This window comes from Sphaerisporangium sp. NPDC005289 (assembly GCF_040607455.1).
GTDB lineage: Bacteria > Actinomycetota > Actinomycetes > Streptosporangiales > Streptosporangiaceae > Sphaerisporangium > Sphaerisporangium rhizosphaerae.
This window is the reverse complement of record NZ_JBEXGS010000017.1, coordinates 123,241-137,514: the sequence shown is the minus strand read 5'-3', so window position 1 is coordinate 137,514 and position 14,274 is coordinate 123,241. Positions and strand designations below refer to the sequence as shown.

At 72.4% G+C, this 14,274-nt stretch carries 14 protein-coding genes; 2 read left to right on the top strand and 12 right to left on the bottom strand.

Translation table 11 applies throughout. From position 1 onward, the window contains the following. Nucleotides 1-42: 42 nt before the first annotated feature. The 9 genes from ABZT47_RS27230 to ABZT47_RS27190 form a co-directional block, all read right to left on the bottom strand. Nucleotides 43-792 carry a YebC/PmpR family DNA-binding transcriptional regulator gene (locus ABZT47_RS27230; protein ID WP_354847827.1) on the bottom strand — a complete coding sequence of 250 codons (750 nt, stop codon included), beginning with the start codon at nucleotides 790-792 and terminating at the stop codon, nucleotides 43-45. A gap of 3 nt (nucleotides 793-795) precedes the next feature. After that, nucleotides 796-1,386: a pyridoxal 5'-phosphate synthase glutaminase subunit PdxT gene (gene pdxT, locus ABZT47_RS27225; RefSeq protein ID WP_354847825.1), complete on the bottom strand. Its 591-nt coding sequence runs from the start codon at nucleotides 1,384-1,386 to the stop codon at nucleotides 796-798. A 133-nt stretch (nucleotides 1,387-1,519) separates the two neighbouring features. After that, nucleotides 1,520-3,028, bottom strand: coding sequence for an alkaline phosphatase D family protein (locus ABZT47_RS27220; protein WP_354847823.1), 1,509 nt, complete (start codon nucleotides 3,026-3,028; stop codon nucleotides 1,520-1,522). A gap of 199 nt (nucleotides 3,029-3,227) precedes the next feature. Continuing rightward, complete coding sequence (gene pdxS, locus ABZT47_RS27215) at nucleotides 3,228-4,145, bottom strand: pyridoxal 5'-phosphate synthase lyase subunit PdxS (RefSeq protein WP_354847820.1); 918 nt, start codon at nucleotides 4,143-4,145, stop codon at nucleotides 3,228-3,230. A 139-nt stretch (nucleotides 4,146-4,284) separates the two neighbouring features. Then, a complete protein-coding gene (locus ABZT47_RS27210) occupies nucleotides 4,285-5,304 on the bottom strand; it encodes a DUF3048 domain-containing protein (RefSeq protein ID WP_354847817.1) in 1,020 nt (339 codons plus the stop codon). 213 nt (nucleotides 5,305-5,517) lie between these two features. Next, the gene (locus ABZT47_RS27205) at nucleotides 5,518-6,576 is read right to left on the bottom strand and encodes a hypothetical protein (protein ID WP_354847815.1); all 1,059 of its coding nucleotides are present in this window, start codon (nucleotides 6,574-6,576) and stop codon (nucleotides 5,518-5,520) included. After that, complete coding sequence (locus tag ABZT47_RS27200) at nucleotides 6,573-7,121, bottom strand: RNA polymerase sigma factor (RefSeq protein ID WP_354847812.1); 549 nt, start codon at nucleotides 7,119-7,121, stop codon at nucleotides 6,573-6,575. Before ABZT47_RS27200 ends, ABZT47_RS27205 begins: the two co-directional genes overlap by 4 nt. 86 nt (nucleotides 7,122-7,207) lie before the next feature. Then, on the bottom strand, nucleotides 7,208-8,104 hold the full coding sequence (locus tag ABZT47_RS27195) for an aminoglycoside phosphotransferase family protein (protein WP_354847808.1): 897 nt from the start codon (nucleotides 8,102-8,104) through the stop codon (nucleotides 7,208-7,210). 172 nt (nucleotides 8,105-8,276) lie between these two features. Continuing rightward, entirely contained in the window at nucleotides 8,277-9,653 is a 1,377-nt protein-coding gene (locus ABZT47_RS27190; RefSeq protein WP_354847806.1) for a helix-turn-helix transcriptional regulator, read from the bottom strand. A 256-nt stretch (nucleotides 9,654-9,909) separates the two neighbouring features. Here ABZT47_RS27190 and ABZT47_RS27185 point away from each other — a divergent pair, with 256 nt between their 5' ends. Then, a complete protein-coding gene (locus ABZT47_RS27185) occupies nucleotides 9,910-10,770 on the top strand; it encodes a hypothetical protein (RefSeq protein ID WP_354847803.1) in 861 nt (286 codons plus the stop codon). A gap of 165 nt (nucleotides 10,771-10,935) precedes the next feature. Here the strand turns inward: ABZT47_RS27185 and ABZT47_RS27180 are convergent, their stop codons facing one another. Beyond that, nucleotides 10,936-11,781, bottom strand: coding sequence for an SDR family NAD(P)-dependent oxidoreductase (locus ABZT47_RS27180; RefSeq protein WP_354847800.1), 846 nt, complete (start codon nucleotides 11,779-11,781; stop codon nucleotides 10,936-10,938). A 97-nt stretch (nucleotides 11,782-11,878) separates the two neighbouring features. Between ABZT47_RS27180 and ABZT47_RS27175 the strand changes: the two genes are divergently transcribed. Continuing rightward, nucleotides 11,879-12,526: a TetR/AcrR family transcriptional regulator gene (locus ABZT47_RS27175; protein ID WP_354847797.1), complete on the top strand. Its 648-nt coding sequence runs from the start codon at nucleotides 11,879-11,881 to the stop codon at nucleotides 12,524-12,526. Between the two features lie 43 nt (nucleotides 12,527-12,569). Here the strand turns inward: ABZT47_RS27175 and ABZT47_RS27170 are convergent, their stop codons facing one another. Together ABZT47_RS27170 and ABZT47_RS27165 are read right to left on the bottom strand one after the other, a co-directional pair. Continuing rightward, nucleotides 12,570-13,106, bottom strand: coding sequence for a hypothetical protein (locus ABZT47_RS27170; protein ID WP_354847970.1), 537 nt, complete (start codon nucleotides 13,104-13,106; stop codon nucleotides 12,570-12,572). 5 nt (nucleotides 13,107-13,111) lie between these two features. Next, on the bottom strand, nucleotides 13,112-14,269 hold the full coding sequence (locus ABZT47_RS27165; protein WP_354847795.1) for a glycosyltransferase family 4 protein: 1,158 nt from the start codon (nucleotides 14,267-14,269) through the stop codon (nucleotides 13,112-13,114). Nucleotides 14,270-14,274: the final 5 nt, after the last annotated feature.

Below are 14,274 nucleotides of genomic sequence, written 5' to 3'. Positions count from 1 at the left end.
GAACCGTTTTCCATCCCAGTCGGCGGCCCGGCCGGACCGGCGTCAGTCGAGCTTGGCCAGCACGTCGTCGGAGACGTCGAAGTTGGCGTAGACGTTCTGGACGTCGTCGCTGTCCTCCAGGGCGTCGATGAGGCGGAAGACCTTGCGGGCCGAATCCTCGTCGAGGGGCACGCTCAGCGTCGGCATGAAGCTGCTCTCGGCGGAGTCGTAGTCGATGCCGGCGTCCTGCAGGGCCTTGCGGACCGGGACCAGGTCGCCGGCCTCGGAGACGACCTCGAAGGAGTCGCCGAGGTCGTTGACCTCCTCGGCGCCGGCGTCCAGGACGGCGACCAGCACGTCGTCCTCGCTGAGGCCGCCCTTGGGCACGATGACGACGCCCTTGCGGTTGAACATGTAGGACACCGAGCCGGGGTCGGCCATGGAGCCGCCGTTGCGGGTCATGGCGACGCGGACCTCGGAGGCCGCGCGGTTGCGGTTGTCGGTGAGGCACTCGACCAGCACCGCGACACCGCCCGGCGCGTAGCCCTCGTACATGATCGTCTGGTACTCGGCGCCGCCCGCCTCCAGGCCGCCGCCGCGCTTGCGGGCGCGCTCGATGTTGTCGACGGGCACCGAGCTCTTGCGCGCCTTCTGGATGGCGTCGTACAGCGTCGGGTTGCCGTCCGGGTCAGGACCACCGGTACGGGCCGCCACCTCGACGTTCTTGATGAGCTTCGCGAAGAGCTTGCCGCGCTTGGCGTCGATCACGGCCTTCTTGTGCTTCGTCGTCGCCCATTTGGAGTGGCCGGACATCGCCTAGAGCTCCCTCACCATCTCGACAAAATACGAATGAACCCGCGTGTCCCCGGTCAGCTCGGGATGGAAGGACGTCGCGAGCAGAGGTCCCTGCCGGACCGCGACGATCCTATCCCCAGGCTCGGCCCGTCCCAGCACCTCGACATCCGCGCCGACGGACTCGACCCACGGAGCCCGGATGAAGACGGCGCGCAGCCGACCGCGTCCCGCGAAGTCCAAGGATGCCTCAAAAGAGTCGACCTGGCGGCCGAAGGCGTTGCGACGCACGACCATGTCGATGCCGCCGAGGGTCTGCTGGCCTTCGATGCCGCCCTCGATGCGGTCGGCCAGCATGATCATCCCGGCGCAGGAGCCGTAGGTCGGCATGCCGGACTTGACGCGCATGCGCAGCGGTTCGAGCAGCTCGAACGCTTCGGCGAGCTTCCACATGGTCGTGGACTCGCCGCCCGGCAGGACCAGCGCGTCGACCGCCTCCAGCTCGGCCTGGCGGCGAACGGCCACGGCCCTGGCGCCGGAGGCCTCCAGGGCCCGGACGTGTTCACGCACGTCGCCCTGGAGGGCGAGCACGCCGATCGTCGGCGCAGAGGTCACCGGTCTTCCTCCCCGTTCGGTCCGTTGGTGGTGGCGCGGATGTCGTTCCCGACCGCCGAAGCGTACGGCCAAGCGGAACAACGTCCCAAACGGGCCCGGACTTCCCGGAGCGGGGCCGAGGCCGGCGGCCGGGTCAGGCCTGGCGGACCAGGCCGGGGATCCGGTCGGCGACGGTGAAGCCGGCGGCCACCAGGGCCGGGGCGCCGGGGGTGTTCACGTACTTGACGATCTTGAACTCGGCCCTGACCTCGGCGGGCTCCACCTTGAGCAGCAGGTAACCGCGGCGGCGCAGATGGAACCGCAGGTGGGGGTTGGTGTCCAGCAGGGCGTCTCTGGCGCGGTCGTGGTCGTGGCCGTTGCCGCCGCTGCTGACCGAGGTCACGGCCAGCTCGGTGCCGATCAGGGGCGAGTCCTCGTCGTCGTAGTCCAGGGCGAGGTCGCCGGCCCAGTGGGAGTGCACGTCACCGGTCAGCACGATGGCGTTGCGCGTGCCGGCCTCCAGCCAGCCGCGGGTGACCCTGGTGCGCGAGGCGGTGTAACCGTCCCAGGCGTCCTGCCGCACGACCCTCTCGGGACCGGGGTACTTGGTCCGCTGGCCGAAGAAGACCTGCTGGCCGATGATGTCCCACCGCGCCCTGGACTCGCGGAAGCCCTCCAGCAGCCATCGTTCCTGGGCTTTCCCGGTGATCGTGCGGCCGGGGTCGTCGGCCTTGGGGCAGTCGGCGAAGCCGGAGCCGCAGATCGGCCGGTCGCGGTACTGGCGGGTGTCGAGCAGGTGCAGGGTGGCCAGGCTTCCCCAGTGCAGGCGGCGGAACAGATGGATCGCCGCCCCCTTCGGGATCGACGCGCGGCGCAGCGGCATGTGCTCGTAGTAGGCGCGGAAGGCGGCCGCGCGCCGCGCGGCGGGCAACCGGCTCGTCCAGTTGTTGCGCACCTCGTGGTCGTCCATGATCGGCACCCAGGGCGCCGCCGCGTGGGCGGCCCGCAGGTCGGGGTCGGTCTTGTAGAGGGCGTGCCTGCGGCGGTAGTCGGCCAGGCTGGTGGCCTCGCCGCCCTCGTGGTCGCGCACATTGCCGCCGGGGCACGGCGCCTGGCCCTTGCCGTGCTCGTAGATGTAGTCACCAAGGTGCAGCACCATGTGCGGGCGCTCCTCGGCGACCCTGGTGTAGGCGGTGAAGTGCCCGTGCTGGTAGTTGGCGCAGGAGGTCACCGCGAGGGTGAGCGAGGCGGCGGGCGCTCCGGCGGGGGGCGCGGTCACCGCGCGGCCGGTCGGCGAGATGTAGGGGCCGGCCTTGAAGCGGTACCAGTAGTCACGGCCCGGCTCCAGCCCGCCGACCTCGGCGTGCACGGCGTGGGCCCATTCGCGCACGGCGTTCTCGCTGCCGCGCCGCACGACGCGGGCGCAGGCGGGGTCGGTGGCGACCTCCCAGTACACCGGCACCGGGGCCGCCGGCATGCCGCCGTACCCGTCCTCGGCGAGCGGGGCGGGCGCCAGGCGGGTCCACAGGACGAAGCCGTCGGGCGCGGGATCGCCGGAGGCGACGCCGAGCGTGAAGGGCTCGCCGTAGGGAGCGCTCAGGGGTGGCACCCCCGGCACTCCGGCTATGAGCCCCATCACGAGGAACGATCGCCTGTCGATCACATGACGATCATCAACTATGCCCAGCAAACGCCAGGTATAGCCACACCCAGGTCAGAGCGGATATTTCCGGACGATCAACGCGCCTCGGCCGCTCGGGGCGCCCGTCTCGGCCGACATGTCACGATTCCAGGCGACAAATCGCCATGTAAGTGAAACGCCGTCCCGATGGCCGCGAAAGGGCACCGGGACGGCGGGAAGATCACCAGCCGCGCATGGCCAGGCGCTCGCTGTCGGGAAGCGTGGCGACGTTGATGCCGACCATGGCCTCGCCGAGCCCGCGGGAGACCTTGGCGATGACGTCGGGGTCGTCGTAGAAGGTGGTGGCCTTGACGATCGCCGCCGCCCGCTTGGCCGGGTCGCCGGACTTGAAGATGCCCGAGCCGACGAACACGCCCTCGGCGCCGAGCTGCATCATCATGGCGGCGTCCGCCGGGGTGGCGATGCCGCCGGCGGTGAACAGCACCACGGGCAGCTTGCCGGTCTTGGCGATCTCGGCGACCAGCTCGTAGGGCGCGCGCAGCTCCTTGGCGGCGGCGTAGAGCTCGGCCTCGTCCAGGGCGCCCAGGCGCTTGATGTCGCCGCGGATCTGCCGCATGTGGCGGGTGGCCTCCACGACGTTGCCGGTGCCGGCCTCGCCCTTGGAGCGGATCATGGCGGCGCCCTCGGCGATGCGGCGCAGGGCCTCGCCCAGGTTGGTCGCCCCGCAGACGAAGGGCACCGTGAAGGCCCACTTGTCGATGTGGTTGGCCTCGTCGGCGGGGGTGAGCACCTCGGACTCGTCGACGTAGTCGACGCCGATGGCCTGCAGGACCTGGGCCTCGACGAAGTGGCCGATGCGGGCCTTGGCCATGACGGGAATCGAGACGGCGGCGATGATGCCGTCGATCATGTCGGGGTCGCTCATGCGCGAGACGCCGCCCTCGGCCCGGATGTCGGCGGGCACGCGCTCGAGGGCCATGACGGCGACGGCCCCGGCGTCCTCGGCGATCTTGGCCTGCTCCGCGTTGACGACGTCCATGATCACACCGCCCTTGAGCATCTCGGCCATGCCGCGCTTCACGCGGGCGGTGCCGGTGACGGCGGTGGTCTCGGCGACTTCGGGGGTGCTGCTGGACACGGTCTTACCTCACGAGCGTGACGACGGGTTCCCGTCCCATGGTAGGCGCTGATCAGCCCGGCGCTCGCCGTCCGGATCGTCGCAACTCCACGGGCGCTTTGGACATGTTGTACGGGTACGGCGGACCGTGTGCCCCGGATCAGGGCTGCACGGGCTTGGGCGCCGCCAGGACGATCCACACCTGGCCGGGGCTGAGGTTCATCGGCTCGCCGCCCTCGGTGGTGAACGTGGCGCCCTCCTTCTCCGAGGAGCGCGACCATTCCGCCTTGTAGGCCTTGCCGTCGCGCAGGACGACCGCCTTGCCGGTCCCGGTGGTGTGGATGAGAGGGGTGTAGCTGCCGGTGAAGTCGTGGAACTGCGAGCGGGTGGTCTTGGCGTACTGGACGACGATGGTGGGGGCGCCGAGCTGGCCGCCCTCGGCCGCCATGTCCTTCTTGCCGTCCTGCGTCACCAGCCAGCGCTTCTGGGAGGCCGCCCAGGTGAAGGTGAAGGTCGCCGCCGGATATTTCACGGTGAACGACTTCTTGGGGGTCCCGCCCTCCGGCGCGTCGCCGAAGGTGAGGCCGATGTCGCGCGCCTTGGTGGCCTTGGGCGCCTTCGCCAGCAGCTTCCTGGTGTCGGCGAACAGGTTGTAGGGGGCGACGCGGCCGGGCTGGCGGAAGTAGGCGCCCGGCGCGGCGCTGTCGGAGACGTCGTACAGCGACGCCTGCTGGACCAGCGGCACCATCTTGCTCTGCACGCCCGAGTAGGCCAGGGCGGGCTTGCCGAACATCGGCAGCAGGTGCAGGTCGGAGATGCGGGCGCTGCGCACCGGGCCGACCTTGGCGGGGATCTTGGAGGAGAAGACCGCCATGAGGCGGGTCAGGCCGCCCTCGACCTGCTCGACGAACACCAGGTCGGCGCTGCGCAGCCCGAGCTGCGGCTTGCCCGAGGAGGTGTTCTCGATCTTCACGGCGAGCACCGGCCGGCGCCCCGCCACCGGCTGCCCGGTGAACGGGTGCTCCGGCGGCGGGGTCGGGGAGGCGGAGGCCGAGGCCACGGGCTCCGCGCCCTGCGACGCGGGCGCCGCGCCGCCGCCGCCGGAGGAGGAGCACGCCACGGCGGGCACCAGAACGGCCGTCCCCGCCAACGCGATGCCAATCACCCGTTTTGCTGGCACAGCTGCGGCTCCTCCCGATTCGTCGCGAAACGCCACGAAGCTTACCTACGCAGGCCCCGGCGAATACGCAAGATCGGTCGTATCACCCGAATAGAGGGCAAGTCGTTGCCAGTACTTGCCGCAATCCCTACCAAGGACGCCCTCCTACGGCCTGCCCACCCCGCACGATGGGCGCCTCCGGCACCGCCGGGACCTGCTCGGCCGGGCCCACTGTCAACCAGAGGCGGGTGGTGGGGCGCTCCCGTTGTAGAAGGGATTCTCGGGCAGGCGCCCGGGCGTGACCAGCAGCCGGACCACCCCGGCCTTCACCTGCCAGGCGTTCCACACCGTCCAGCCCCCGCCCACCCGGTCCGCGGGCAGCGGCTCGAAGGACAGGCCGCCGGTCTTCGGGTCGATGCGGATGAGGCTGAACACCGCCGACAACTCGCGCCTGCGCGCCTCGGCGAGGATCTCCCCGACCGGGCGGCCGTCCCGCAGGCGCACCCCGTGGAACATCCCCCCCGGCGCCAGGGCCGCGTCGAAGTTGGCGTACTCCTCCCCCTCCCTGGCCTGGCGGCCGATCCGGACGTCCACCCTCCCGGTCAGCCCGGCCGGGACCCGGATCACCATGACGCAGCCAGGGGACCGTCCGGGTTCGCACCCCCGGGGATCGGTTCCCAGCGTCAGCGGAACGCCGCCGAACCGGGGGCCGGAGGGATCCGGCGTGGCCTGCCGGTCGGGAGCCTCCTTCGACGCGATCACCATGCCGAGGATCTTCCCCACGTATCCCGCCGAGACCGGCACCGGGCGCAGTTCGACCCGCAGGCCGACCGCCCGGAACGCCTCGGTGTACATGGCGTACTCGGCGAACGGGTCCTTGATGCGGGCGACGTACTGGTCGCCGTCCCGTCTGATGTCCACCGCCGCGTTGGCGTAGGACACCGCGACACCGCCTCCGTCCCGCACCAGGCTCGGCCCCACGACGACGCCCGTCGCGAGCAGGGCCGCGGCGGTGAGGCCGAGCGTCAGGCGGCGAGGGCCGAGCCGGAGGGACCGGCGCCGCGGCCCGGCCAAGGGCCCGGCCGAGGGGGCGCCTGGGCTCCCTGCGGCCACCGCCTCCGGCCGCGCGACGACCGTGTCCGGCCCAGGGACCGCCGGCGCGTCGGCCCGCCGGCCCGTGATGGAGGCCAGCAGCGCCTGCGCGCCCGCGCCGGACCCTCCGCTTCCCTTTCTTCCTGGCTCCACCCGGGCCAGTGGCCGCAGCAGCCGGCTGATCTCTTCCGCGTCGTTCACAGCGGCCTCCCCGCCGGGATCATCCGGCTGCTCGTCGTCAGGTGGACATCGGCCGCGCTCAGCGCGGCGGCGAAGCGCCTGCGCGCGCGGTGCAGCCTGACGCGCACCGCGTTGCGCGACACTCCGAGCATCGTGGCGATCTCGTCCCGGCCGAGCCCTTCCCAGGCGACCAGCGACAGCAGCTCGCGATCGTCGTCCGGCATGCTCCGGAACACCGCCGCGACCGCCCTCAGCTCGGCGCCGGCCTCCGGCGGATCGCCGTAGAGATCGGCCATCTCGGCGTCGAGCTCCACGTCGCGCATCCGCCGGCGGACCGACTTGCGGCGCTGGTCGGCCAGCACCCTGCGCGCCACGCCGTACAGCCAGAGCCTGGCCTCCCCGCCCCGCGGCAGGTCGGCCAGCTTGCGCCAGGCGATCGCGAAGGTCTCGGCCACGACGTCCGCCGCGTCCTGCGGCGAGTCGCAGCGCCGCACCGCGTAGGCCGTGATCTGGTCGTAGCACTCCCTGTAGACGGCCTCGAACCGGGCCACCTCGTCATCATCCACGCGCCGTCCTCATGGGCGTCTCCTTCGTCAGTACCGGATGCGGACATCCCGTACATGGCGCGAGCGGACCCATCATTTCCGGAAAGCTACGCGAGGACCGCGGTGATGGTGTGCCGGCCGATCTCGGCGATCACCGGGTCGTCGGCCGATTGGGCGAGGAACGCGAGCGAAAGGGCCAGCGCCCATCCTCTGGCCCGCAACCAGAGGTCGTCGCCCCCCGCGCGCCCGGCGGCGGCGTGGTAGGCGTCGCGGAAGGCGTCATGGCATTCGGCGGGAAGGAGCATCCACACCACGGACAGATCGGTGGCGGGGTCCCCGGCGGTGACGTCACCGAAGTCGATGACGCCGCTGACCCGGCCGTCGTGGACCAGGATGTTGGCGGGATGAAGGTCGCCGTGCAGCCAGGCGGGAGGCCCGTCCCACTGCGGCGCCGCGACCGCGCCCTCCCATACGCGCATCACGGCCCCGTGGTCGACCAGATCGCCCACGATGCTCAGGCACCGGGCCAGCGCCGGGGCGCGCCCGGCGAGCGGGACGCCGCGATAGGGGTTGGCCGGAGCCTCCGGCGAGGCGGGAGTGTGCAGCGCCCCGAGAAACGCGCCCAGGCCGGCGGCGGCGGCGCGCGGGTCGGCGGGCGGGTTCCGCGAGGCGACTCCTCCGGGCAGGAACCGGACGACGCTCCACGGCCACGGGTAGCCGAACTGAGGCCGCCCGACGCGCACGGGCGCGGGAACCGGCAGCGGCAGCCGGGGCCCAAGCACCGGGAGCCACCGCTGCTCGTGCACCAGCGACCTGGCGCCCACCTCACGCCTCGGCAGCCGCGCCACCAGCGCGTCGCCGACCCGGAACATGACGTTGTCCCACCCGTTGGCCATCATCTCCACCGGAAGGTGGGCGAGGTCAGGATGCTGCGCGGCCACGAGCCGCCGCACCAGGTCCGCGGAGACCTCCACCTCCGCCGCCGGCATCCGCTGAGAACCCATTCCGCGACCCTAGCGGGGAGACCCACGCCCCCATCACCCCGAGCCTTCTCAGTCACCGGGGGCCTTCGCTTGGCGCGTGGTCATGCCGTCCCGCGGTGATGAAGGGACGGGCGGCGATGGCGCGGACCCGTGGAAACCGGCACATGCCGGTCGGGGCTCCTGGCGGCTCTCGTCAGGCGGTGAGCTCGGCGGCCAGGTGGGCGCGGAACTCCTTGACGTGGACGGTGTCGGCGTAGGGGTCGAGGCGGTCGGAGAACTGCCTGACGCGCTCGACGGCCCGGACGGAGGTCAGCGACCGAGCCATCCCGATGGCCGTCCGGGCCGATGTAACCGCCTGCCCCACTTCATGCATGCCAAGATAGGCGTCGGCCATGTTCATCAGATTTATCTGGGCCGATCGAGGGCGTCTGTCCGAGAACTCTCGTACGGCGAAGTGCGCACGGTCGACCGCTCGGTCGTATCGGCCGAGCAACTCCCAGCACAGACCGATCTCCGAGCCCACTTCCGGCTCGTCCGCCCACATTGTCCAAGCCGGATCGCGATCAGTACGGCCCTCGGCGTGCACCTGTTCGGCTTCGGCGAGCAGGCGCTCGGCCCGACGCGCGGCATGGGTGTCTCCGCCGTCCGTCGGTCGTGCTTGCAGCGCCGTCGCCCATGCCTCCCTGACGAGCATCGGAGCCAGTACACGTGGCGGCGCCTGGCCACGGCGCGCGGTCTCGACGGCGGCACGGGCCAGCCACATCGCGTGCGAGGAGTGCTTCAGCCAGGTGGCCTGGTGGGTCATGCTCGTCAGGACCCACACACCGGTCAGCGCGTCCCCGCCGGCACTGGCGAGTTTGAGTGCCTGGCCGAAGTAGTGCTGCGCCAGGCCGTGCCGTCCAAGGTCGAAGGCCGTCCAGCCGGCCATTTGCGTCATTCCCGCCGCGACCGACATCAGGGCGGAGCCGACCTTGTCGGTGTAGCGGCCTTTGAGCAGAGGCGCGACGACGGTGTTCAGGTAGTCCACCACGGCCGGGCGGACCAGCCCTGCGCCGAAGCGGTGGTCCATCTCGCCGAACGCCTGCCGCGCCTCCTCGATGCGCTGGACGTCCGACAGGCCCACCGAGAGGCCGGAGCCGTCGTGGGCGGCGGAGGCGACCGGGGCGCCGTAACTCCAGGCCGACAGCCAGCTTCCGAGGGCCGCGGGCACGAAGGGCAGGGCGGCGAGCACATGACGGCGATCGGGGTCCATGTCGCACCTCCACAGGCGTCCGGCGGCCTCGACCGTAGCCGCGAGCGACAGGTCGCTGAAGTCCGGGCGGAGCCAGGCTTCCGTATCGACCGGGGCACCGCCTTCGATCCACCGCTCGACCTCGGCCGGGTCCACCCCGAACACCTCCGCCATCCGCGCCCGGTACACCGGCCGGATCGCCTGCCTGCCGCGCTCCCAGCGGCTCCAGGTGGTCGGCGACACCCACAGCGCCTCGGCGATCTCCTCCTGGCTCATGCCCATCCGCCTGCGCGCCCGCGCCAGCTCCGGCCTTCCCGCACCACGCTTCGACCCGCCCACGACCACCTCCATGACCACGCGTAATCAGACGGCGACCCATTGTCAATAGGGACGGCACGGATTCCCGGCCCCCCGTCCGAAACGACCGGGAAACGACCACTGGGCGCGCAGACGCGCACGGCGGGCGACGGAAAGGTCCCCGGGACGCTTGGACGGCGCGGCGAACGGCGACGCCCGAGAGGGGACCTGTCCTGCGGGCGTTCGGTCAGGTCTCCTGCTGGAGCACCGTCGCCGAGAGCCGAGAAGGAGCAGCCCGATGCGGCCGATCCCCCACTGGTCAGCGGACGCACCCGGCGTCCCCCCAGGACGCCCGACGATCCCCGCCCAGAGAGACCCGGGCACCGACGGGCGCACCGTCGCGAACCCCATGGACGGCATGAACGCCGGTCCTCGCCCCGGCCGGTCGGCCTCGGCCTGCACCTGCTGGGGTGAGGCGCCACGGCGCGACCGCGTCCCCGAAGGGGACGGGCACGGACGCGTCATTGGAGGAGATGGGCACGGACGCGTCATTGGAGGAGATGGGCACGGAGGCGTTCGCGAGGAGACGGCGGACCGTCGTGTCACCGAGGGGGAAGCCGGTTTCGCCGCGACCGGCGGGGCGGGCGGGGAGTTCCCTTTCGCGCTGGTGAGCGTGGTGGTCGCGGTGCTCCATCCCGGTTCGGCGTGCCGCCGTGGCCGCGCCCTGGTCCGGGAGGCGCTCCAGGCCGAGGGGCTTTCCGGCGAGGAGGTGCTGGACGCCGAGACGATCGTGGCCGAGCTGGTGGCCAACGCCGAGCGGCACGGCCTGCCGCCTTACGAGCTGCGGGTCTATGAGCTCGGCGGCGTGCCGACCTGGTGCGAGGTGGTGGACGGCGACCCGGACCTGCGCTGGATCCCGGCCGTCCTGAACCGCTCGTACGGGCAGACGGAGCTGGACCTGTACGCCGAGGGCGGCAGGGGGCTGGTGCTCACCCGGGAGCTGTCGCAGGGGCACTGCCGGGCGTACGTCACGACGACCTTCACCGGCGGCGAGCCGGCCAAGGCCATCGCCTTCGCGCTCCCCACACGCTCTGGAACCCGCCTGACCTGCCCGCCCCTGCTGCGCCACGCCCGCTCCAGCGCCCGCCTCCTCCCCTGACCCCACCCCGGTCGCCCCGCGCCCCCGCACCCTCGGCCGGCCCGGCCCTCGCACATGCCGGCCGCACATCCGCCTCACCCCGGCCGGCCCGGCCCCCGCACATCCCGGCCATATCTCCGCCTCACCCCCGCCGGGGCCACCCCCGGACGTTCCCGTGCGCGGCGTTCAGCGCGCGTGCGCGTCGATGCGCGCCAGCAGGTCGGTCGTCACCGCGTGGAGCCGGTCGGCGGCGGCCGGGTCGAAGTCCTCGCCGGTGAGCGGAAGCCGCTGTTGTCGCCGGAACGCGCTCACCGGAGCCTCAGGGGCGTCGTCCACCAGCCGGGCGATCGGGACGATCGCCTTCGCCACCGGCATCGCGAACAGAGGCGCGAGAGCCTTCATCACGGCCCGCCAGGGCTGCGGCAACGGGTCGGCCAGGCCGGTGCTGACGAACATCGGGTTGTACAGGACGTACCGGGTGCGGGCCCGCGGGTGGCGCACCGGGAAGTCCACCCCGAGCAGGTCGATGCACCGGGAGACCTGCATCGAGGCGCGATGTCCCCCGTACTTCCGGTGCAGCTGGAGATCGTCCCAGTGGATGCGGCCCGGCAGGCCGCCGGGCCCGGCGACGTTCATCACGACCGGCCTATCCGCCCGCTCCATAACGTCCACGAGGCCGTGGCCGATGACGAAGCGGCTCAGGTAGCCCAGGGCGAAGATGTGCTCCAGCCCGTCCCGGGTCTCCACGCGCCGCGACTGGAAGTGCTGGGCGCCGAACACCAGCCCGTCGACCGCGTCAACGGTGGCGCCGACCTCCTCGACGACGCGGCGCATGCCGGCGACGGTGCTGAGGTCGGCCCGCAGGAAGGTCGCCCGGTCCGCGGCGCCGATGCCGGCGGCGTCGGCGAGGAAGGCGCGACCCTTGGCCTCGCCGCTCGCCACGGCGATCACCCGGTCGCCGCGCCCCAGCCAGTGCAGGCCGAGCCCCTTCCCAATGCCGTCCGTCCCTCCGGTGATCACGTATGTGCGCATGCCCCAGCCCTCTCCCCACTAAGTCATCAGTCGATGACAACCGATGCTAGGGCGGACCCGCGACTAAGTCAACGATCGATGACTTATGCTGACTTGCATGCAGTCTCCACGACGCCGCGACAAGGCGGCCACCCGCGCCGCGCTCCTCGACGCCGCCCGCAGGCGCTTCGCCCAGCACGGCTACGACGGCACGGGCGTGCGCGAGATCGCCGCCGACGTCGGCGTGGACCCGGCGCTGGTCTTCCGCTACTTCGGCTCCAAGGACGGGCTGTACGCGCAGGCCGTGCACGTCGAGCTGCCCGCCGGGCCGACCGGCGGCGACGACCGGCCGATCCCGGAGGTCGTCGGCGCCCTGCTGCACGACGTGGTCTTCGCCGACTGGGAGCAGTTCGACGGCGAGCACCCGCTGCTGGTGATGCTGCGCTCCTCGGGGCGGGCGGAGATCCGCGACCAGTTGCGCCAGGAGATCTGCGGGGGCTATCTGCGCGACTTCACCGAGCGCCTCGGCGGCGAGGACGCCGCCCTGCGCGCGGAGCTGATAGGCGCGCTCATGCTCGGCCTGGGCGTGATGCGCTCCCTGGTCGGCTCCCCCGCCCTGACCGCCACGACCTTCGAGGCCACCCGCCCCCTGGTCGAGACCATGGTCGCCACCCTGACTTCTCCCTCACCCCAGCCCGGCGACCGCCCGGCCGCACCGGGAGGGCGCGCGGCCGCGCGACGGACCGACGGCCGCGACCACCGCTGAACACCGGCATCCTCGCACCCGGTCTTGGCCCCTGCCCCGGGGGTCAGGATTGGTGGGCGAAGGAGGCGGGTTCGGCGTCGTCGATCTCGAAGAAGGACGGGGGGGCGGTGTGGCCGGCCAGCCGCAGGGTGCGGGCCAGCCAGCGGCGCTGGGCCCGCCGGGTCACCTCGGCGGCGTTGTTGTAGAAGCGGCGCGAGTAGATGACCTTGGTGACGGCGGTGTCCAGCTCGGCCGCCAGGGCGGCCCCCTCGGGGGTCTCGGCCAGGCGCTCCCTGAAGCGGTCTTGGTCCATGACGGCCCTGATCGTGCGCGACAGGTCGCTCTCGGCGTGCTCGCGTTCCTCCGGCCCCGCCGAGCGGGCCTCGTGGGTGGCCGCGGCCAGCACCAGGCTGGTGGCCGGGTCCAGCACCCGTGAGGCGGCCAGCTCCATGCACACGGCGGCCCGGCTGATGAGCGCGGCGTCCAGGGCGGCCCGCGCGGTCTCCAGGCGGATGTGCATGCGGTCCAGCCGACCGGCCCGCCAGGAGATGTAGACGGCGGTCAGCACGATGACCGCGCCGACGACCAGGCTGATGGTCATGGCGCTCACAGGACCACTCCGCGGCTCTCCTCTTCGACGCCGCCGCTGGTGGTCGCGGCGACCGTCTCGTAGACGCGCACGACGTCGCGGGCCACCGTGGACCAGTCGTACTTGCGCACGGCCACGCCGGCCTCTTCGGACAGCTTGGCGCGCCGCTCGGGGTCGTCCAGCAGGGACGCGGCCTCACGGGCGAGGGAGGCGGCGTCGCCGGTGGTGAACAGCGCGCCCGCCTGGCCCTCGCCGAGCACCTTGCGGAAGGCGGGGATGTCGCTTGCCAGCACGGTGGCCCCGGCCGCCATGGCCTCGGCGAGCACGATGCCGAAGCTCTCGCCGTGGGTGTTGGGCGCGCAGAACACGTCCACGGAGTGGTAGGCGCGGGCCTTGTCCTCCTCGCTGACCATGCCGAGGACCCCCACCCGGTCGCGGAGCGCCGCGGGCACCTTCGACAGCACCTCGTCGGCGTCGCCCGGCCCGGCCACCAGCAGCCGCAGGCCGGGACGCTCAGGGGCGAGCCGGGCGAAGGCCTCCAGCAGCACCGGCAGGCCCTTGCGGGGCTCGTCCATGCGGCCGAGGAACCCGATGACGCCGCCGCCCGAGCCGCCGTCGGGGCCCCAGCCGGGCAGCGGCTCGGCGTCGGTGTACCGGCTGACCGTGACCCCGTTGGGGATGAGGACCGCGTCGCCTCCGATGTGCTCGACGAGCGTCTTTCGCGCGGCGTCGGACACGGCGATGCGGCCGGAGATCTTCTCCAGCGCGGTGTGCAGCACGGGCGCGGTGACGGCCACGACCCGCGAGCGCTGGTAGGAGGCGTGGAAGGTGGCCACGATGGGCCCGCTCGCCGCCCACACGGCCAGCAGGCCGACCGAGGGGACGGCCGGCTCGTGGACGTGCAGCACGTCGAACCGGCCCTCGCGCAGCCACTTGCGCGTCCGGCCGGCCGACAGGAAGCCGAACGCCAGCCGCGCCACCGAGCCGTTGTAGGGCACGGGGACGGCCCGGCCGGCGGAGGTCACGTAGTAGGGCAGCGGCGCGTCGTCGGAGGCGGGCGCGAGCACCGACACGTGGTGCCCGTCGGCGATGAGCGCCTCGGCCAGGTCGCGGACGTGGGCCATCACCCCGCCGGGGACGTCCCAGGTATAGGGGCAGACCATGCCCACCCTCACGGCGC